Raw genomic sequence first — 20,995 nt, 5'->3', positions numbered from 1 at the left:
TTCCAAGCTACTGCTGCAAAATAGACACTCGCGCTTCGATATGTTTCTTGATCGCCGCCGGATCGTCCAGCTCCAGCACTTCCTTGGCCAGCTTCTTCATCTCCGCCATGTCGAGCCGGGAGATGAGTTCCCGAGCCGGCAGGACAGAGGATGCCGACATGCTGAATTCGTGGAGACCCATGCCCAGCAGTACAGGTATGGCATGTGGACTCGCGGCCATCTCGCCGCACATGCCCGCCCATATCCCTTCCTTTTTCGCTGCCCGGATCACCTGATGAATGAGCCGCAGCACGGCCGGGTACAACGGGTCGTTCAGATAGGCGAGAGTTTCGTTCATCCGGTCCGCCGCCATGGTGTACTGCACTAGGTCATTGGTGCCGATGCTGAAAAAATCCACTTCCTTCGCCAGTTGATCGGCCATCAGGGCAGCCGCCGGAATTTCGATCATGATGCCCGTTTCCAGCTCTCCATTGAAGGGGATCGACTGGGCCGTCAGCTCTTCCTTGACTTCTTCCAGCACGGCGGTAGCCTGCCGCCACTCACTCACCGTGGCAATCATGGGAAACATGATCTTCACGTTTCCATAGGCGCTGGCGCGCAGGATGGCGCGCAGTTGGGTTTTAAACAGTGGCCTTCCCTCCGGATCCAAGCAAAGCCGGATGGCCCGGCGGCCGAGAAACGGGTTCTCTTCCGCGGGAAGGGGCAAATACGGCAGCTTCTTGTCTCCGCCGATGTCGAGGGTGCGGATCACCACCGGCCGGCCGGCAAATTCCTCAGCGGCCATCTTGTAGGCGGCGAACTGCTCCTCCTCCGTCGGCATCGTATCCCGATCCATGTAAAGAAACTCAGTACGGAACAGGCCGACTCCCTCGGCGCCTTTTTCCCTGGCACCGGCAGCGTCTTTGGGATTGCCGATGTTCGCCGCCAACTCCACACGATGGCCGTCACGGGTGACAGAAGGCTCCTGCAAGAATGCTTGCAGGTCGCCTTTTTGCCGGGCGCTCGCTTCCATCCGCTCCCTGTAACGGGCTACGGTTTCCGCATCCGGGTCGACGTATAGAATGCCCGCCACGCCGTCGAGGATGACGGTTTGACCATCATTCACGGCATCCAGCGCGCTGCCGAGGCCGACCACCGCCGGAATTTCCAGCGACCGGGCCATGATGGCGGAGTGGGACGTCCTCCCGCCGGTTGCCGTCGCGAATCCGGCGATGACCTCGCCGTCCAGCGTAGCCGTATCCGACGGCGTCAGCTCAGAGGCGAGAAGGACGACGGGACCGTCCTCCTCTTCTCCCCATTGACGGGATGTTCCCGTCAATTTGTTCAGCACCCGGCGGCTGACATCACGGATATCCGCTCCCCGTTCTCGCAAATACTCGTTATCCATGCTTTCGATGGTGGCGGCGATTTCATTCGCCGTCTCCTGCAGCGCCCACTCGGCGTTTTTGTGTTCCGCGCGAATTTTATCCAAGGTGCCGCCGAAAAATTCCTCGTCCTCCAGCAGCATCAGATGGGTTTCGAAGATTTCCGCTTCGTACTCTCCCATCTTCATCTTCGTCATACGGACCAATTCGTTCAGTTCGGCAGACGCCGCTTGAGCTGCCGCTTCAAAACGGGCCAGCTCTCCGTCAATTTCATCCGGCTCAATCAGCCGGGGCTCCACTGCCGCAGTCGCCGACTCCGCCAGAAGCCGGGCTTTGCCGATTGCATAACCGGAAGATGCCGCGATTCCCCTCAGTTCCATGCCGCTCACTCCCCTGCCGGGGCTTCATCCCATACTAATTCCAGGATGGTGCCGATCTCGTTTAGCGCTTCTTGCTCCTGTTCGCCTTCCGTAACAACCGTAATCGCATCTCCTTGCTTGCCGTTAACAGACAGAACGGAGAGAAGCCGTTTGGCGGAGAACCGTTTCCCGCTTTTCTCCAGAAAAACCTCACATGGATACGCACTTGACGCCGTTACGATTTTCCGAGCGGGACGGGTGTGGATACCGTTGGGATTTTGAATGATAAAGTCTTTTTGTTGCATGATGTCACCACTCCTGTTGTGAAAATGGGCCGTGCTCATTATCTCTCTTTTATTCGCTATCATTGTCCGATTTGCCTCTTAGGCTGTTACGTTGCCGGATGCATTTCCGGACTTCAAAACTTCTTTAATGGAGTCGCTCAGCATTTCCGATTGGGTACCGAAAATGACCTGGACGGCGCCTTGACCGAGACGGATGATGCCGGAAGACCCCAAGCGCCTGAGCGCGGCTTCGTTAACTTCTTTATCGTTCTTTAGCGTGAGACGGAGACGGGTGATGCAGGCATCTACGGTTATCAGATTCGCAGCGCCGCCAAGTGCGACGATGACATCACTGGCTTTATCCCGCAGCAGCTTGGAAGAACTTGAAACGGTCGTTTCCTCCACGTCGTCTTCGCGTCCCGGCGTTTTCAGGTTCATCTTGACGATGAGGAAACGGAAGATAACGTAATAAACAACTGCATAGGCAAGGCCGACGGGAATCAGCAAGAGTGGCTTTGTCGAAATCTGATAGTTGACCAAATAGTCGATCAGACCGGCAGAGAAGCCGAATCCAAGCTTTACGTGCAGGGCATACATAATCGCGCCGGAGACGCCGGTAAGAACGGCGTGCACGACATACAGAGCGGGTGCCAGGAACATGAAGGAGAATTCGAGGGGCTCGGTAATCCCCGTCAAGAAGGAAGCAAGGGCGGTGCCGAAGAAGACGGATGCGATATATTTGCGTTTTTCCGGCTTGGCAGTATGGATAATGGCAAGGGCAAGACCCGGCAAAGCGAACATCATAATCGGGAAGAACCCGGTCATGAACATCCCTGCCGTCTTGTCGCCAGCGAAGAAGCGGGTCAGGTCGCCGTGAACGACGTTGCCAGCGGCATCGGTAAAGCTGCCGATCTGGAACCAAGCGATGGTGTTCAAGATATGGTGCAAACCGAAGGGCAGCAGGAGACGGTTGCCGACGCCGAAGATGGCGGCCCCGGTAGCGCCAAGATCCACGATCCAGTTACCGAATTGGTCGATGGCATGCTGTACCGGCGCCCAAACGAGACCTAATACAAGGGAAAGAATAACCATGGAGAATGAGGTGATGATGGGTACAAAGCGTTTCCCTGAGAAAAAACCCAACCAGTCGGGAAGCTTGATATTGTGATACTTTTTGTAGAAGAAGGCGGAGACGCCGCCGACGATGATACCGCCGAGCACGCCGGCATCCAGTTTGACGTCCTTGCCCACAAGATCGGCAAAGGCTACCGGCACCTTCGCAAAGACGTTAGTCCAAACATAGTACGCGATAACGGCTGTCAGCGCTGCTACAGCATCTCCCGCTAAGCCAATGGCTACGCCGACGGCAAAGATCATTGGCAGGTTGTCGAAAATAGCCGACCCGCCGGCCGCGAGAAACGGTGCGATGTACTGATTAAGAAAATCTCCTACCGTATGCCCCAGATGAAAATCCTTCACGTAGTCGATGTTGCCGAAACGAAGCAGAAGCGCCGCGGCCGGCATGGCCGCAACCGGAAGCATTAAGGACTTGCCGATTTTTTGCAGAAAAGCTAACATCCACACAACCTCCCATGATTGATAAAATGATGCTCCCAAGCAGCCACCCTATCTATGTTAAGCTTGTAAAGCCGCCGTGATGAGGCGTTCCTCGCCCCGTTTGACCGGTTCGAACCGGCATTCGATTTTTTCGACGATCTCCTGATTAGCGATAACGACAGGTGTGATGGTTGGATACCCGGCTTCCATAAGCACCGCTTGATCAAACTCGATGAGCGGCTGGCCGGCTTTGATTTTGTCCCCCGTTTTCACCAGGGCGTGGAAACCTTTGCCCCGCAGTCCGACAGTGTTGATCCCGATATGGAGCAGAAGCTGCAAACCCGTAGCGTGCTCGACAATCACCGCGTGATGGGTATCGATCAGATGGGCGACAATGCCGTCAAAAGGCGCCGACAGCACACCCTCCGAGGGTTGAATGGCTACGCCGTCCCCCATGTGTTTCCCGGCGAAAGCCTCGTCCGGCACCTCCGTCAAAGGAACGGAAACTCCGCTTAAAGGCGCGGCGATTTCCACCGTCTTGCTTTTCGTTTTCTTGCTAAACCAGTTGGCCATGTAGACCTCCTCCTTCTTTCTTCACTCTTGTACCGTCTGGGACGGGTAATGCTGAAACAATCGGTATAAGTGCATGACGATATATCCGATTTCATCCTCGGGAACGTCGATTTTCAGATGCTCCTCCGCTAGCTTCGCCATTTGCCGGGCGATGGTGTACTCTTCGCGGTATTTGCTCTTCAGGCTTTTGACAAAAGGGTTCTTCTCTGTGGCGCTCCGCTTGATCCGGTCGATGGCAAAACGCAGATGGGTAATCAACCGGACATAATCGATGCTGTCACGGGGAATGGAAATGCGCTTCACCCGCTCTACCAGTTCCACCATTTCAGTGATCAAGCCGGAGATTTTGACCAGTTGCCCCACCGGGATGTGCTGAGCCGCTGAATAGACATGATAAGTCAGAAAACCGATCTCATCCTCCGGCACCTTGAGCTGGAACGTATGGGAGATGAGCTCCGCTGCGCTGCGGGCCACCTCGTACTCCTGGGGAAATAACGTCTTGGTCTCCATCAAGAACGGGTTCAATATCTCCATTCCATTGCGCAGACGATAAACGGCAAACTGGATGTGGCTGGCTAATGCGGTATGGACGTTTTCGTTCAAATTGCCGCTGATTTCCGCCGCCATGATAGCGATGATCGCTTCCGTGATTTTGATGACTTCAGGATCGATGGTTTCCAGCATCTCGTATTGGCGCATCTGTTCCCGATCATCCATGCGAAACCGCTTTTCGATGAGCGGATCCGTCGGCGCGATCCAACCGCCAGGCTTCATTTGGTAGCCCAAGCCTTTTCCCAACAAAATCGATTCCTTGCCGGTCACGGGGCTGGTCACCAGCAGAACGTTGTTGCCGATTACTCGGTCGATCCTCCATTGCCCTCCGATATCCATGGCTTCTCCCCTTTCCTTGGAAGGACCCCAGTCAAATAAGAAAAACGTTTATCGACGTACATTCAAAGTAGACAGACCGCGTTTAGAGGACGTTTTTCTTGCGATTTCAGGAAGCTGCCACTTCGAAGTTCAAACCTTCTGAAATCGTAAAAAAGCCGCAAAGACCTTGCCGATAGGATTCAATCGGTTAGTCTTCGCGGCTCATGCCTGACTCATCAGTAACACGCCGAAAAGTTCATATGAAGCTGCCGAGCGGGCAGCCAAACTTTTTCCAACACCGCTATAATAACGCTTTCATTATGGGTCGTCAATACCTTTTTAGGCAAAAATAATGGTATAATCGATTCTGGCATTCAAATACTCGTGGAGGTGTTTCCATGAAACTGGGCGTATTCAACCCCCTTGTGCAAGACAAGCCCTTCGAAGAAGCATTGGACTATATCGCGTCAAAAGGACTGGAAGCCATTGAAATCGGTACCGGCGGCTATCCCGGCAACGCTCACTGCGATACGGACGGACTGTTGGCCGACAACGGAAAGCTGAAGGAATATAAAGCCGCCATCGAATCCCGTGGCCTGATCATCAGCGCCTTGAGCTGCCACGCCAACCCGCTGCACCCACAAAAGGCCATCGCCAAAGAGGCCCAGGAACTCATCAAGAAAACCATTGACCTGGCGCAAAAGCTGGAGGTTCCGGTGATCAACACTTTCTCCGGCTGCCCCGGCGATCACGAAGACGCCAAGTACCCCAACTGGCCGGTAGCTCCTTGGCCCAACGACTACCAAGAAATCCTGACTTGGCAGTGGGACAACAAGGTCATCCCTTACTGGACCGAAACCGGCAAATACGCCACAGACCACGGCATCAAAATCGGCCTCGAACTGCACGGCGGCTTCTCCGTGCATACCCCAGGCACGCTGCTGCGCCTTCGCGAAGCAGCCGGTGAAGTCATCGGCGCCAACCTGGACCCGAGCCATATGTGGTGGCAAGGCATTGATCCGGTGCAGGCGGTACATATTCTCGGCCGAGCCGGAGCAATCCACCACTTCCATGCCAAGGACGCTTCCTTCGATCAAGCCAACGTCAACCGCCACGGCGTGACGGATATGCAATCCTATACACTGATGCTGGACCGGGCTTGGCAATTCCGCTCCGTCGGATATGGCCACGACATGAAGGTATGGGCCGACCTAATGAGTGCCCTGCGTCTCGTCGGCTACGACTATGTCGTCAGCATCGAACACGAAGACGGATTGATGTCCGTAGACGAAGGCTTCTCCAAAGCCGTCGCCAACCTGCAGCAAGTGCTGATCCGCGAGCCTCTGGGTCAAATGTGGTGGGTGTAACAGATTAATCAGGTAACGAATATAATTAATGAAAGCCAAATCTGCTCGGAAGAGCGGGTTTGGCTTTTTTTCGTTAAAGTATACTTTTTCATAAAAAGTAAGAATCGATCCCTATTTAGAAATCGAAAATCTCGAACCTGCTCTAGGGTGGACTCAACCCAAAAAAAGACCGCCAATTCGGCGGTCTGTTATTTCATATTCAAGCAGGGTTGATCCAATGCATGACCATAACCATATCGAGAGCGAGAAAAACAAGCAGCGCCAAAACGCCGAAGCCGATGGCGAATTTGTTTTGCGGGCGTGTTTTAAGGGAACGAAAGACGCCCCAAACAAGAATGACGGTAAAGGCGATCATGAACAGGTCGAAGGGATCAAACCGGGTGACTGCATCCGTAGCCGTTGCAGCCTTATCGTCAGCGAGAAAAAACATCAGGGAATCCTCCTCTGTGTGAGAAACTCCAAACCGGACGCCTAAACACACTACTTATAAAGATAAAGGCACATCCTGGGAAGTGCAAGCGCATTCTTATATTTGTAACAATTTTGTCACTATATATTATAATTTAAGCTACTTATGTATTTGACAAACCCATCTTAACAAAAAAAGTAATCTGCACATTTCGACATTTCTCAGCCATTCGCCGACTTTCCTACCGGAATAGAGATTAATCGAACAACAACATACAAAACGCCCTTTCTTCTCCGGAACCGGAGAGGAAGGGCGTCTACTTCATCTTGTGGAACCCACGTCTATTTGACTTTCAAGTGATCCTGGGCAAAGGTTTGCTCCGTCGGGTCGAAGTATTTCGAACTGTAACGGAAGATGAAGGTGTCCGGATCTGCTTCCGTCACACCACCCGCATCCCATGTCGGGTCCTGAATGATCCACCTACCGTCAACGAGGGCTTCAGTCCAGGCGTGATTGGCGGCTGACCACAGATTATCGGGCGATTTCGATAACGCTTCACGGATTTCCGCGGCTCCGGCAATCCCGGCCACAAAACGGGCCTGAATGCCTGCAGCCCGGTTGAGCGCGACAGTCAGATTGGCATACCCCGTACAGATGGCGATCCGGTTCTTTAGAACGTCTTTGGCGGAATTGTCCGCGTACTGCAAAGTATCGGGGGAGCCGTGCTCGATATCATAGCCGATGTTCCGGGCGACCCAATCATGGATCGCCTTCGTCTTGCTGTAATCATCGGCAATGCCGATTGTGATCTCGGCAGCCAACCGGATGATCTCCGGATTGTCGCTTTCAATATCGGATTCCGGCAATACGTAATCCAGATCGGTTGTATCGTTATTCGTTACGAGAAAAGACCCGTCGGACAAGAATTGATCCGCGTCGTTCAAGTAATAGAGGTAAATCTCGTAAGCACCTGCTCCATGGCGTAAATATACTGTGCCGCTGTCTTTTTCACAAAAATCGCGGTAATTGTCGGTCTCACCGTCGCTTTTATGAACAACCGCAGCGAAGGGATGCGGGTAACCCGCAACCTCACTGCAAATGATAGGTAGACGGCTATCATCCGAGGTTAAGTGCGGCAACTCGAAACGGGGAGTTTTGATTGACGTCGGAGAAACTCCGCTGCTTTTGAAATAGAAAAAGCTTAGCGCCTCCGACTCCCCATTAGTGTCAACGCTCAAGGAAATGCTTCCATCGGAGAACCCGTTGGTAAGAGTCACTGTTTGCTCTTCGTTCAATTGCTGCAATTGGATGGCATTGGCTTCGTTTAAAGATTGACTCACGCAACCGATCGTCGCGCCTTTGCCAATATAATGGGTCGTAAGCAGAACAAAGGAGTCGCCCGGGGCATGAACCGTATTACTTCCACTCTGCTTGTAATCCATGTACACGGCTGCTTTTGCCGGCTTCGCTTCCGTATAGATTTGGCTGAAATTGCGCAGCATTTGGACGGCTTCCGCCCGGGTCAAGGCTCCTTTGGCGTCAAAGCCCTCGAGTGTGGCCGCCGTTTTTCCTTTTACTAATTGCTTGTCCAGCATGTACTGGATCGCTTCATTTTCGGAGAGCGCATAGCCCGCCGCCTGGGTCAAGAGCTGCGCCGCTTGCCCCCGCTTTAAAGCGTCAAACCGCTTGCCTTCGGGAGCCCAACTCATTAATGCGGCATAATCGTAAAAAGGCTGCTCCCACGTTTTTGCGCCGCCGGTTGACAGATCGGACTTGTACATATGGACGAGCATGGCCAGAAATTCCGCCTGCTGTACCGGAGCCTCCGGTTTGAACACGCCGTTCGGATAGCCGCTGACGATGCCATGCTCCGTTGCCCACTGAATGGAGCCGCTGGCCCAATGCTTCTCGGGTACATCTTTAAATGCCGCCGCTGCGTGGCCTGCCGGAAGAAATGGACTTGCTCCGACGAGCACTGCAGATAACGCCAACGTGGCTGCCATTTTTCTTAGGAAAGGAAACACAAACGTACCCCTTTCATTTTGAAATCTTTAACATATGACGACAAAGGGTTCGAAAAGTTACGCAGAGACAGGAAAATTCGCCATCTTTTTTCGGTTTATACCCTTTTGTTGGCGTATTCGCCAACCCGTATTGAGGAGGATCGGGGGCCTGATTTAAACTGTATATATGGACTCACGAACATGAAGGAGGCAATCCATGCTCATGAATAAACAGCGGATCATTCTGCAAAATGACAGGCTAAAAGTAGCCATCGTGCCCCCAGGCGAAGGGTATGTCGGCTCCCGGTTTGACTGGACCGGCTGGGTGGAGCAAGTTGAATTGGACGGTGCGCATACGTTCGGCTCCACCGAATTAAAAGAGATCTCCTATAACCACGGCTTCGGTCTGTGTAACGAGTTCGGTATCGAATATCCTATCGGGTATGACGACTGCCCCGTTGGAGGAACGTTTCCAAAGCTGGGCGTCGGCCTTCTGACTCGCCCGAACGATGAACCCTACGACTTCTTCCAGCCCTACGCGGTTCAGCCTTTTCCCCTTGAAGTAGAGCAAACGGAAACATCCGTCCGATTCACCCAAACGCCCCTTCCCTGCCGGGGCTATGAAGCAGTGTTGATCAAAACCTTGACCCTCGCCGGAACGGAACTGCGTATCGATTATGAGCTGACTAACGTGGGAACGAACTCCATCGACACCATCGAATACAACCATAATTTTGTTTCGATGGACAAGCGGGCGATCGGTCCTGGCTACCGATTGACCGTGCCTTTTGATCCTGACGCAATCACACCGTGGCCGGATAGCATTCACGCCGATGAACAAGGAGTCGAATGGCCGCGTCCCGTCGAGAAGGTTTTTTACACCCGGCTGGATGCTCCAGAGGACGGCGACGAAGTCCTTTCCCCTGCTGGCTCCTGCTGGCGGTTGGAACATGAAGCAACCGGCGCCGGTATGCAGGAAACGCTGCACGCCCCGCTATTCCGCTTCGCTTTGTGGGGGATGCCTCATGTGATCAGTCCTGAGCAATTCGTTCGCATCCGACTGGAGCCCGGCGAAACGATGAAGTGGTCGCGGGAATACACCTTCTTCAGCGATCCCCACTAACCTCGGTTCAACTATTACTCACCCTATGTCCGTTACGCGGCGCGCACCCTTGATGACATGCAACAACGAGGCCACCATTTTTGATGGTGGCCTCGTGTATTAGGTTACTATTTTTGCCCTTTACCGATTAGTCGCAGCTTCCACTGCCTTAGTTTACTGTTTTTTATCTCCGGCGACCGGGCAAACATGATTAATCCCCATAGTTCAAAAACAAGTGCAGTTAGCATCAAAGCTTTGTGTAGAGTATCCGGTATATGTCCATACATTCTGACGATTTGCGAAACGGAAAAGAGAAACAATCCGATAACCAACGGCAGATTTGGTTTGATTTTACTCATCATGATTCCCCCCTAAAATTTGGTGCGATAGTAAAACTTCAAAAACCCTCGAATCAACGCGACAAAAAGGCAAGCACCTAACAGCGTGAAAAAAACGATGTCGTTGATATTCCCTGAGACAGCAGTTCTGACAGCTAGACCGTACATAACGATATTCATTCCGACAGAACCCGATTTTTGCATGATGAACCGTTTACGTTCGTCCGTTTCGGAAATGTACAGTTTTTTAAGCCGTTCCGGATTACTCATTGCCATAACATTTCTGACCAAAAAGAAAATCAAAAAACCAAGAAGACCCAAAGCAATTCCTACCTGAAAACCTTCAATAAATCCTTGCAAATGTTCGGAAGAAGATGGCTCTTTTACAAAATAGCGACTGAACATGATTGCGCTGCACGAACAGAGCAGTCCGCTCGTAAGTAAAATCTGTCGACTTAACAGCTTTTTCTTAAATTGTTCCATCTACATTTCCTCCACATCCGAGAAATCAAAAACGTCTTCGATGGTTTTGCCAAAATACTTTGCTATTTTGTAAGCCAGTACAAGCGACGCTGTGTACTTCCCCACCTCAATGGATGTGATGGTCTGTCGTGTAACCCCAACGGCCAGTGCCAGCTCCTCCTGAGAGAGTTTACGCTGCTTTCGCAACTCTGGTATCCTTGTTTTCACATCATCACCTGTATGAACAGTTTACTTTGCATAATTAGTAAAGCAAGCTTTGCATATTTTGTCAAGCTCACTTTGCATCTATACGTCAAAAAAACCTGCGGCCCCCTGGTTATACGGGAGATCCGCAGGTTTTTCTATTCCGCTTATGCCAATGTTACTTCAATCCGGTGAGTACCCTCGTCTGCAAGATCCAGCAGCAAATCCCGGCTCAGCACGGCAGCGCCGTCGATTGTGGCGTAAGCCGCATCCTGGCCGTTCAGCTTGACGCTCCGGACTTCGTATTCTCCGGCGTCCTTCCGCTCCTTATTGACCAGTTCAACATAAAGGGTGCGGTCGGCAAAACGGGTGGTCACGGCAGCCCGTCCTTCCGCATTAAACTGCTCCGCCGTAAGCTTCGGCTCAAGTGCCAAGTCACCACCATAGCCCTTAACGCCGAACGTCTCCGTAAGCACCGTAAGCAAATACCAACTGGCGGAGCCAGTGAGATAGTGATACATCCCTTGGCCCTTTTCGTTGATATACTCCGGAACGCCGGGATATATGCCGCTCGTTGCGTAGTCTGACGCGAGGTTGTAAATGGATTGCAGCACGTCGTGGCCTTTGGCCGTGAATCCTCTTTGATAGAGGGCGTTGGCGTACATTACCGTCATGTGGCTGAACATGGCGCCGTTCTCCTTATGCCCAAAGGCAAAACCAAAGCAGCGGCCCAGGTTAAGCTGAATGCCGTGGAAATTGGAGTTGAGCCGGTAGCCGATTTTCGGGTCCAGCAGATAGGCATCGACAGCCTGTACGATATCTGACACCTGCTCATCCGTCGCCGTGCCAGACATGATCGGGAAGACTTGACCGGTCAGGGTCATCCGCACGCCCAGAGGGTTGTCGCCTTCCACGGCGGCTCCGTCATTATCATAATAGCCGTTGAACCAGCGGTGTCCGGCGGCGTTTTCGATCCATTCCTGCTTCCGCAAGTGTGCGGCGGTCCAGTCCGCTTTTGCACGCAGATCGGCGATCAGATCGGCTACGTTCACTTGAACTTTCCGGCCGGAAACCCGGCTTCCCGTCGCGTTGAAATACTTATCCAAAAGCTCCCTTTTCGCGGAAACGGAATCATAAGAAACCGCTGCAGCCGCCGATCCTACCGTATCCAGAAGCATCAACATCTCTTCCATGAGCGCCACTTGAGCTGGCCCACCTTTGCCCGACCACTGTTCGAGAAGCGCGGCGATATCCCGCATGTTACCGCCGTATTGGGCAGTGAACGTGACGCTCTCGCCTTTTATCGTCGCCATGTCCATGCCGTCGTTCCAGTCAGCGCCTTCCAGCAAAATATTATTATGCTCGCCGACGTGGAAGAATGGAACGAGATGCTGCAGCAGCAGATGCTCCAGCAACGTTCCCTGGTAGGTCTCGCCCGCTTGATCTTTCAGCAGCGTGCCGGCGGCTGGCTTCCATTCGCTGTCCAGCGCCTTTGCCCGCTTCAACTGAGCATCCTTAAAATAGGCTTGATCCTCCAGCAGAAAGGCGAAGTCTCCACTTTGTTCAATATAAAGCCGGGTGGTGAGGAACGGCCAAACGCCGTGATCCATCCAAACCCGGGAGATGCCGTTGCGGTCGGCAATAAACTCGCCTGGCTTCGATCCGATGATAGTGGCATTGGAGCCGTCGGAGCGGACGCCGGCAAAGTTGTCCACCAATAGCCCCCGCACTTCATTGGGCTCCATCATCAGGAGCGCCAAACAATCCTGCCACAAATCGCGCCAGCCGCGGCCGCCTTTTCCGTAGTCGTGGTGCGGTAAGAAGGAATTTCCGTAATAGCGCCGCAGATAAGGCTGAATCGTCACCCACAGCATCCATTGATTGAACTTTTCGTCAGCGGTATGAACCTGAAAGCGGGACAGCTTCTCCTGCCAAAACTTTTCCGTTCGCGCGAGAAGCGCCTGAAATTCATGCTCCGAGCAGTAGCTAGCCGCCGCCGCTTCCAAGTTAGTACGGTCCTCTCCGATGATCATGGCCAGATAGTAGGAGCGGGACTCGCCCGGTTTCAACGACGTCTCTGCGTACCGGAGTGCACCCACCGCTTCATAACCCTCGGTGTAGGTTTCCCCGACCGCATGAGGCTCGCGGTTCAACACGACAGCTTCCGGCCAGTCGAGGGAACCGCCATCGCCGATGAAATCTTCGACGATCGGGAAGAATCCCACCGGCGGATTGCCTTCCTCATCACGGCTTACTAGGGCATAGCTCGTATCGTTCAGCTTGTGACCCCGTTCGTCGAAAGACAAGGTGGGGAACACTTCCATGCCGCTGCCGGACGTATAGATCCGGTGCAGCAGCGACGTGACGTGACGATGATCGCGGATGTCCGTTGCCGAACGGGCATAGAAAGGAATTGCCGCAGTAGGCGTAATCGCAAGATCAGATTCCCCGATGTTGGTGAGCGTCACCTTCATCAGCTCGGCTTGTTCGCCGCCGGAGGGAACGAAGTTGACGATTTCCGAGCGGATGCCAAGGCTCTTATTCTCGCGGGTTACTTTATGCCAGAGAAAGCCTGCTTCCAAACTAACCTTTTCCACAGACTCCGGCTTCAACCGGTCCACCGATTGCTCTGGCGAATTGCCGGTTGCGGACCATACGTCCTTGCCGTTCAGCAGGCACCAGAAGTTCCGGGCACCCCGGTGATTGTGGAGCGTTTCCGCCGAAACCGGCTCCATCCAGAAATGGTTTTGCCCCGTCGTAATATGTCCATGCAAAACCGGCGTAATCGTCGACATCATGCCGCTCTCATTGACGAGTGGAAAATACAAATACCGGGAACGATCCGGCTGCGACAGGGTGAATCGCCCATCTCCTTTGAATTCCCACTTCTTGCTGATCTTCTCCTTATCCAAGGTTCTACTTCCTCTCTATTCAAGTTATGCGGTTTTGCTCGATGCCAGATATACCGGATTAAAACAAGTACGTCGTAATGGAGTGAGCCGGGACTTCCGTCTCGCTGGCCAGACCGCCGTGAGTCAATGCGAATTTTACCGGCGCATCCTGAACATTCATCACAACGACGGCAATCGTTCCGTCTTCATTGATGAAGGCAGTGGATTGCAGCAGCGGCGAGTTCTGCTTGCAGCGGATGCGCTCGGCGCCTGGGCGGATGTACTTGCTGAAATGGCCGATATAATAGAAGGAACTGTTGTACCGAACTTCGCCGGTCACCGTATCGGCAATCACAGGCGCATCGCAATAGTTGCCGACATGATTCGGTCCGCCAAATTCATTTAGGGCCAGGTTCCAGTCCAACCAGCCTTCCAGCCAGTTGTTCAGATCACCAATAATGTTGCGGCCATACCGTTCTCCCGTAGCCCAAGACCCCGGTTGCACTCCTCCTTCAATACAGCCTTCCGTAAACAGCAAATGTTTATTAGGGAATGCGTCATGCACTTTGGATAAATTTTCAAATTCCTCGGACACGTACCAGTGAATGCCGGTTCCCCATATGTAACGAGCGGCTTCAGGATCGGACAAAATTCGTTCCGGCCGATCCGGCAGCAAGTCCCGATTGTGATCGACGATAACAATGGCCTTGTCGCCGTATCCTTCTTCCGCTAGAATCGGGCCGAGATAGTCCCGGACAAAATCCCGTTCTTCCTCAGCCGAATACCGGCAGGAATCCCAGGTTTGCGTCGCTTCCGGTTCATTTTGCACCGTTACGCCCCAGACGTCGATTCCTTCCGCTGCCATCGCTCTAATGTATTTAGCAAAATAGCGCGCCCATGCGGCACGAAATTCCGGCTTCAGTTTACCGCCATTGTTCATCTCGCCGTTCGTTTTCATCCAAGCCGGGGGGCTCCAGGGCGAAGACAGCACCGTCAAAGGCTGGCCCGCTTCCCGCATGGCATCCTTGATCATCGGGATGACGTATTCTTTTTCATGAGAAATATCGAAGGTTTCCAGCTTCTCGTCATTCTCTGCTACATAAGTATAGTTACCCAAAGCAAAGTCACAGCTGTGAATATGGGTTCTTCCCAGCGTATACCCTAATCCTTCGGTCGGGTGATAATAGTTGCGGATGACTTCCGCACGCAATTCTGGGCTGATCTTGGCCAAAGTCGTGGCAGCCGCTTCAGTAAAAGCGCCACCAAAGCCCATGATGCGTTGGAAGCGGATTTCACCGTTCAACTCCAGCTTCACCGGTTGATCCGATGCCCCGCTCTTCCACTGCAAATTGGCTTTTTCAGTAAAGCGATCTCCATTGTCCTTTACCGTTTGAATCACGCGAATTGTCTCTTTCATGGTTCTCTCCTCCGATTTCGGACTTTTCGATCTACAACAAAACTGTGAAGAGAGGGTATCTCTTCACAGTTTTCTCTTCCTGCATGAAACTTTACATTATTTAGTTTGAACGGATTTGTACCAGTCGTTGACTTCCTTGGTAATAGTGTCGCCGCCGGACTTCTTCCAGTTTTCTACCATCTTGTCGAACTCGTCAATGGAAGCTTGACCGTAGATGACCTTGTTATAGGTTTCAAGAACCATTTTCTTCAACAGCTCATTCTTGCTGGTCATCGTATCTGTCAACGGTCCCATAAAGTAGTTCTTCATTCGAATATCTTTTTGGTCCATGACGATCTTCATGGCGTCGATATTTTCTTTCTTACGGATACCAGCGGCCATTTTTTCGTAAGGCGTTTCCGGTGTGCCGCCGTTAGCCAATTTGGTCAAAGCATCTGCATATTGCGTTGGAATACGGGCGCCGTCGTAAGTCAAACTGTAAGTAGCCGGATCGGTCAAGAATTCGTCCACGTTATTCGGGAACAGTTCCGGATGGGCTTTCGGATCCTTGGTGATGGTTCCATCCGGCAGTTTTGCCCAGTCGTAGCCTTCGGCGAAGCCGTTTTCGTATTTGCTGCCAACTTGCGGGTCGGAAATGTTATCAAACAGCCAGTTGTAGTAACGAATAATCGCTTCCGGGTGCTTGGCGTTTTTGTTCACAAAGAGGAAGCCGTTTACAGGCGGTGCGCCGCTGCCGGTACCGATCTTGCCGTCAGGACCAACAGGAATCGGATAAGCTTTGTACTTGGCGTTCGGGTTCAGGGCGGTCAGGTCTCCAAGCGGCCAGTCAGGCAGCCAGTTGCGGCCAACGACGGCACCAGCTTGACCTTTGGTGAAGAGCTCCATGCCACCGATTTCATCTTTCAGGCCGGCGTCTTTTGAGATGTAGCCTTTATCCATCCAATCTTTCAGCTTCGATACGGCTTGCTTGGCGCCTGGGTCGATGGAGCCATATTCCAGGGTGCCGTCAGCCAGCTTGTTCCACTGTTCCGGCATGGTTCCGAATTCGCCGAATAGCCATGCGGCGTCGGTCATCCAGTTGTTGAAGGTGGTTTTGAAGCCGAGAGCCAGACCGTACGTATCTTTCTTGCCATCACCGTCCGGATCTTTGTTCACGAAAGCATCCATAATGTTTTCGAAATCGGCCAGTGTTTTCGGAGCTTGCAGATTCAGCTTTTGCATCCAGTCTTCACGAAGCCAGAGCACCATATCGTCATTGTAGGCGTAGTCGGTAATCGGCAGCGCCATCTTCTTGCCGTCTCTCGTTACTTTCATCCACATGTCCGAATCGACGTTTACGGCTGCTTTGTACTTGTCGCCGGCATATTTATCGAACAGTTCGTTTACGGACATGAACTGACCGGAGTCGATCAACATGTTGGTCGTGTCGTCATCACCGCGCCATGCAACCACATCAGGCATTTTGTCGCCGGAAGAGAGCATCAGACGAAGCTTGGTCTTATAGGCGTCATTAGTGTCCGTTACGGTCCAGTCGTACTTGACGTCCAAGCCCAGTTCTTTGGAAATGGTTCTGGATTCGATGTTGTCTTCAATGGTTTCGCCTTTTTTGTAGCGGGCGTTAATGTTCACACCCTTTACACTGGAAATCGTGATAGGCGGATCATATTTACCGTCTTTGAACCCGGTTTCATCCGCACCGCCCGATGCATTGGTCGGAGCTGTGGAACTTTTCGTTGTCGATGCAGGTGCAGGTGTTGAGGACGCGTCATCTTTCTTGTCCTTCGAGCAAGCTGCAAGCGCGCTCATGCTGAGAACGAGTGCTAGTGACGCAGCCACAGATTTGCGAAGCTTCTTCATGTACCGTATTCCCCCAATTCATTTTTTTGAAATCGTTATCACAACTACACTATAAATCCGACATATCGGGCTTGGAATGCCCTAATTTTTACTTGTATGCCAATTTGTTATCTAAATGATCAAATTCATCCACTACTCTTTGACGGCTCCAAGCACGAGACCTGTCACAAAGTACCGCTGCAGGAATGGATAAACCATCAGGACAGGAAGCATAGCAATGAAGATTTGCGCAGATTTTACCGTCCGGGTAGATATTAACGCCATCTCCGTCGCATTTGGATTAATTTTACTGAAATCCTGCTGGACGATAATCGTCTGCAAGAAAGTAGCCATCGGATAGTTACGATAATCGTTGATGTAAATCAAGCCACTGAACCATTCGTTCCAGTTCCCGACAATGGATAACAGAGTCATAGTTGCAAGCGATGGCAGCGAGATCGGCAGCACAACCCGAACCAATGTGCGGAAATATCCCGCCCCTTCAATCATCGCCGATTCCTCCAGCTCCTTCGGCGTAGCACGGAAGAAGTTCATCAGCAGGATCAGGCTGAAGACGGCTACGGATTGCGGAAGCACAAGCGCCCAGATGGTGTTCACCAGATGCAGCTTACGAATCAAGAGGTAAGAGGGGATCAATCCCCCACTGAACAGCATCGTGAAAACGATAAACCACAAATAAATATTCCGGCTGCGGAACTCCAGCTTGCTTTTGGAAAGCGCATAGGCCGCTAAGGTAATCTCAAACATTGTAATCGATACGCCGAGGATTGTCCTGAAAACCGAAATCCCTAACGCGTGAACAAAGTTTGGATTATTGATCGTTTTTTGATAGGAAGTCCAGTTAAAGTCTACCGGGATCATACCGACCAGATGGTTGTCGGCCGGCGCCTTGGCGCTGAAACTGACGGCTAATATGTGAACAAGGGGCAACAGGCAGAGAAGTCCGGCCAAGCCCAAAATAAGGTAGTTGAATACGGTAAACGTACGGTACGCTGGTGTTTTGTGGTACATTCTCTATCCCCCTTTAAAAGATGCTGTATTTCGCGAATTTTTTGGCCATCCAATAGGATGTGATGATTAGGAGCATGCCGACGAAGGACTTGAACAGGCCCATGGCCGTCCCGAAGCTGAACTGTCCGCCAAGAATCCCCATGCGGTAAACGAAGGTGTCGATGATATCGCCCTTGGCGTAAACCAACGGGTTATAGGTGTTGAAGATCTGATCAAAGCCTGCATTCAAAATACCGCCAAGCGCCAATGTGGCAACGACGATCGCCGTCGGCATGATCGAAGGAATGGTGATATGCAGCGTTTGTTTCCAACGGGTTGCGCCGTCCACTTCCGCAGCCTCGTACAAGTTCGGATTAACCCCAGCCAGCGCGGCCAAATAAATAATCGTATTATAACCGAAGGTCTGCCACGTATCGCTAAACACCAACGTGAAGCGGTAGATGGTTCCATTGCCCATGAAAAGCACCGGCGACATGTGGAACCAATCCATCAGCATTTTATTGACCAGGCCGTCGCTGCTGAGCATGTCGGTTAGAATAGCACCAAGAATAACCCAAGAAATAAAATAAGGCATGTAAATCAGCGTCTGTACGGAACGCTTAAATTTCCGGTTGCGCACTTCGTTAAGCAGCAGCGCAATGACGAAGGGAACGATTAGGTTGCTCACGAACTTCATGCAGGCGATCACAAGGGTATTGATAATGACCTGCTTGCTGTCCGGATAGGTGAACATGAACCGAAAGTGTTCCAGTCCAACCCATTTCGAATGTAACATTCCCGTGATTGGCTTGTAATTTTCGAAGGCCATGATGAGGCCACCCATCGGTACATAAGCGAAAATAATTAGTATAAGTACTGTTGGCAGCAGCATGACGTGGAGCGGCCAGCTTTTCCGCAAGGCCTTGAATTTCCTTGGTCGGGCCAACGTTGCGCTTCCGCCGGCTACCGGTGAGTAGCTCGGGATTGTTTCTTTAATCTCCATTTGGTCCTAATCCTTTCTCTCTAAAATCCGTATTCCCAAAGGCGATAAGATCGTTTATCGTATACTTTGTATTAAAATTATAGAATGACGCTTGGTTAGCAGATAGCCCCAAATTCTTTAGAATGATGCCACTTTATTATCCATTGAAGGATGGAAGCCATGAAAATAAAAATGAGTATTTTCACCAAAATCGTGCTCCTAATCACCCTGCTGCTCATTCCCATCCTGTATTTGTACAGCGCCTCCAACCAGATCAGCGTTGGGGTCATTCACGACGAAATCCAGCTGTTAAAAAAGAAGGATCTCACCTATTTCGCCAATGAAGCCAACTCCAAGGTGGAACTGTTATCCACCCTCGGCATGCTGTTAAGCGAAGACAGCAACGTAAGAAAGCTCGGCGACCCCAGTTTTCTCAGTCTCTATACGACCTACGAAATCCAGAATGAAAAGCTCTCCCTTTTTGAACGCATCCGCCTGCTGACGCCATCCTCCGGTCTCGATACCCGCATTAGCGTTTATTTTCCTGAAAGCCAGGAAGTGATCTCTTCCACGAACAATATGCATTATGATGCGGACATGCTGGCAAAAGAACTGTCACCCAATCGTTGGACGTATATGCGCTCCGATTTTGTTCAAGGAAATCAGTATACCCGTGACAAAATGACGTTCATCAAGCACATCGTGTTGAAACAGGCGTCCGCCGATGCCAACTCCGGCATTATCGTCGAAATTGCTTTCCCGGCTTCAGAACTGGGAAAGATGCTGGAAAAATATAAAGCGGGGGGCAAAGGAGAACTGTTTTTCTACGGGCCCAACGGTGAAGTGATTAGCGGCGATTCCTCCGATGGTGACGTCATCGGCAGCCTGATCCAGGCGGGAGGAACCAAAGGGTTGTCGGATTCCGAGAACCTAACCTTGAAGGTCGACGGAAAAAGGTTCCTCGTCAACAGCGCCCCCATCGCCACCCTAGGCTGGCAGGTTATCGAAGCGGAACCGCTGAGCGAAGTGCTGCAACCGATCAGCAAAAGCAATACCCTGTTTTACGGATCGTTGGCTGTACTGTTCACTCTCGGTGTCGTAGCAGCTTTCATGCTGTACATGAATGTCCACGTGCCGATTCGCGAACTGATCCGCAGCGTCCAAATGCTGCGCAAAGGCAACTATTCTAACCGGATCCGAGTGCGGGGTAACAATGAGTTCTCCTTCCTGTTCCATCGCTTTAACGAAATGTCGGCGGAAATCGAAGAGTTGATCGATAAGGTGTACGCCGAGCAACTGCGCTCCCGGGAAGCCAACTTGAAGCAGCTGCAGTCCCAGATCAACCCCCATTTTCTATACAACAGCTTCGCGATGATCCGCAGCCTTACCCGACTCGGCGAAAAGGAATCCGTCATGGATCTGGCGATGCATTTGAGCAAGTATTACCGCTATTCGACACGGGTAGAAAAACAGACGACCACCATCCGCGAGGAGCTTCAGTTGATCGTCAGTTATCTGGAAATCCAAAAGCTGCACTTGCAGCGCTTCGATTATGCAGTGGAGATTCCCGAGGAAATCCAAGATATGACCATTCCCCGGCTGCTTTTACAGCCCTTGGTGGAAAACGCCATCGTTCACGGCCTCGATCACAAACTGGAGGACGGCTGGGTGCAAATCTCTGCCGAGCAGGACAACCGCTTCTGCCGCCTGATCGTTTCCGATAACGGCGTGGGCATGACCCCGGAGGAGCTGAGCAAGCTGGTAACGGCAATCTCCAAGCCTCCCTCCGAGGAGGAAGGCTGCGCTTTATGGAACATCCAGCAACGGCTACAGCTGCATTTTGGTCCTACCGCCAGGCTGCGTTTTGAATCCCATCAACCCGAAGGCTTAAAGGTTGTGATGGAATGGGAATGGACAGCTGCCAAATCTGAGTAAGCGACTTGCGGAAAATGATAGAATAGGTGCA

18 protein-coding genes are annotated in these 20,995 nt (G+C 52.0%); 3 read left to right on the top strand and 15 right to left on the bottom strand.

The window, feature by feature from the left end; translation table 11 throughout:
* Nucleotides 1-7: 7 nt before the first annotated feature.
* From ptsP to TJ79_RS21940, 5 genes are all read right to left on the bottom strand, one after another.
* Nucleotides 8-1,744: a phosphoenolpyruvate--protein phosphotransferase gene (ptsP, locus tag TJ79_RS21960; protein WP_040952497.1), complete on the bottom strand. Its 1,737-nt coding sequence runs from the start codon at nt 1,742-1,744 to the stop codon at nt 8-10.
* A 5-nt stretch (nt 1,745-1,749) separates the two neighbouring features.
* Nucleotides 1,750-2,028, bottom strand: a complete 279-nt coding sequence (locus TJ79_RS21955; RefSeq protein ID WP_040952496.1) for an HPr family phosphocarrier protein — start codon at nt 2,026-2,028, stop codon at nt 1,750-1,752.
* Nucleotides 2,029-2,106: 78 nt separating this feature from the next.
* Nucleotides 2,107-3,585: an N-acetylglucosamine-specific PTS transporter subunit IIBC gene (gene nagE, locus TJ79_RS21950; RefSeq protein ID WP_052339861.1), complete on the bottom strand. Its 1,479-nt coding sequence runs from the start codon at nt 3,583-3,585 to the stop codon at nt 2,107-2,109.
* A 57-nt stretch (nt 3,586-3,642) separates the two neighbouring features.
* A complete protein-coding gene (locus TJ79_RS21945; RefSeq protein ID WP_040952495.1) occupies nt 3,643-4,137 on the bottom strand; it encodes a PTS sugar transporter subunit IIA in 495 nt (164 codons plus the stop codon).
* Between the two features lie 21 nt (nt 4,138-4,158).
* Nucleotides 4,159-5,028: a BglG family transcription antiterminator gene (locus tag TJ79_RS21940; RefSeq protein ID WP_040952494.1), complete on the bottom strand. Its 870-nt coding sequence runs from the start codon at nt 5,026-5,028 to the stop codon at nt 4,159-4,161.
* Between the two features lie 377 nt (nt 5,029-5,405).
* Between TJ79_RS21940 and TJ79_RS21935 the strand changes: the two genes are divergently transcribed.
* Entirely contained in the window at nt 5,406-6,374 is a 969-nt protein-coding gene (locus TJ79_RS21935; protein WP_040952493.1) for a sugar phosphate isomerase/epimerase family protein, read from the top strand.
* A gap of 199 nt (nt 6,375-6,573) precedes the next feature.
* Here the strand turns inward: TJ79_RS21935 and TJ79_RS21930 are convergent, their stop codons facing one another.
* Entirely contained in the window at nt 6,574-6,804 is a 231-nt protein-coding gene (locus tag TJ79_RS21930) for a DUF2759 family protein (RefSeq protein ID WP_040952492.1), read from the bottom strand.
* Nucleotides 6,805-7,124: 320 nt separating this feature from the next.
* The gene (locus TJ79_RS26245) at nt 7,125-8,786 is read right to left on the bottom strand and encodes a transglutaminase domain-containing protein (protein ID WP_155987991.1); all 1,662 of its coding nucleotides are present in this window, start codon (nt 8,784-8,786) and stop codon (nt 7,125-7,127) included.
* Between the two features lie 217 nt (nt 8,787-9,003).
* Here TJ79_RS26245 and TJ79_RS21915 point away from each other — a divergent pair, with 217 nt between their 5' ends.
* Nucleotides 9,004-9,909 (top strand): hypothetical protein, encoded by a 906-nt coding sequence (locus tag TJ79_RS21915; protein ID WP_052339859.1) that lies wholly within the window; start codon nt 9,004-9,006, stop codon nt 9,907-9,909.
* A gap of 107 nt (nt 9,910-10,016) precedes the next feature.
* Here the strand turns inward: TJ79_RS21915 and TJ79_RS21910 are convergent, their stop codons facing one another.
* The 8 genes from TJ79_RS21910 to TJ79_RS21875 all read right to left on the bottom strand — a co-directional run bounded on the left by TJ79_RS21910 (nt 10,017) and on the right by TJ79_RS21875 (nt 18,939).
* Nucleotides 10,017-10,247 (bottom strand): hypothetical protein, encoded by a 231-nt coding sequence (locus TJ79_RS21910; protein ID WP_040952491.1) that lies wholly within the window; start codon nt 10,245-10,247, stop codon nt 10,017-10,019.
* 12 nt (nt 10,248-10,259) lie between these two features.
* Nucleotides 10,260-10,709, bottom strand: coding sequence for a hypothetical protein (locus TJ79_RS21905; protein ID WP_040952490.1), 450 nt, complete (start codon nt 10,707-10,709; stop codon nt 10,260-10,262).
* Nucleotides 10,710-10,895, bottom strand: a complete 186-nt coding sequence (locus tag TJ79_RS21900; RefSeq protein ID WP_474995158.1) for a helix-turn-helix transcriptional regulator — start codon at nt 10,893-10,895, stop codon at nt 10,710-10,712. It abuts the gene before it with no gap.
* A gap of 164 nt (nt 10,896-11,059) precedes the next feature.
* Nucleotides 11,060-13,804: a GH36-type glycosyl hydrolase domain-containing protein gene (locus tag TJ79_RS21895; RefSeq protein ID WP_040952488.1), complete on the bottom strand. Its 2,745-nt coding sequence runs from the start codon at nt 13,802-13,804 to the stop codon at nt 11,060-11,062.
* 58 nt (nt 13,805-13,862) lie between these two features.
* On the bottom strand, nt 13,863-15,200 hold the full coding sequence (locus tag TJ79_RS21890; RefSeq protein WP_040952487.1) for a glycoside hydrolase family 30 protein: 1,338 nt from the start codon (nt 15,198-15,200) through the stop codon (nt 13,863-13,865).
* 96 nt (nt 15,201-15,296) lie between these two features.
* Nucleotides 15,297-17,057 carry an extracellular solute-binding protein gene (locus TJ79_RS21885; RefSeq protein ID WP_040952486.1) on the bottom strand — a complete coding sequence of 587 codons (1,761 nt, stop codon included), beginning with the start codon at nt 17,055-17,057 and terminating at the stop codon, nt 15,297-15,299.
* A gap of 132 nt (nt 17,058-17,189) precedes the next feature.
* Nucleotides 17,190-18,068, bottom strand: coding sequence for a carbohydrate ABC transporter permease (locus TJ79_RS21880; protein ID WP_040952485.1), 879 nt, complete (start codon nt 18,066-18,068; stop codon nt 17,190-17,192).
* A gap of 13 nt (nt 18,069-18,081) precedes the next feature.
* The gene (locus TJ79_RS21875; RefSeq protein WP_052339871.1) at nt 18,082-18,939 is read right to left on the bottom strand and encodes an ABC transporter permease; all 858 of its coding nucleotides are present in this window, start codon (nt 18,937-18,939) and stop codon (nt 18,082-18,084) included.
* 270 nt (nt 18,940-19,209) lie between these two features.
* On the opposite strand from TJ79_RS21875, the gene TJ79_RS21870 reads away from it, so the two are divergent.
* Nucleotides 19,210-20,964 (top strand): cache domain-containing sensor histidine kinase, encoded by a 1,755-nt coding sequence (locus tag TJ79_RS21870; protein WP_040952484.1) that lies wholly within the window; start codon nt 19,210-19,212, stop codon nt 20,962-20,964.
* The last annotated feature ends 31 nt before the right edge of the window (nt 20,965-20,995 follow it).

Origin of the sequence: Gorillibacterium massiliense (assembly GCF_000455485.1) — a bacterium.
In the GTDB taxonomy this organism is placed as follows: Bacteria; Bacillota; Bacilli; order Paenibacillales; family NBRC-103111; genus Gorillibacterium; species Gorillibacterium massiliense.
Note: the sequence above shows the minus strand (reverse complement) of the source record. Positions and strands in the feature narration are given on the sequence as shown.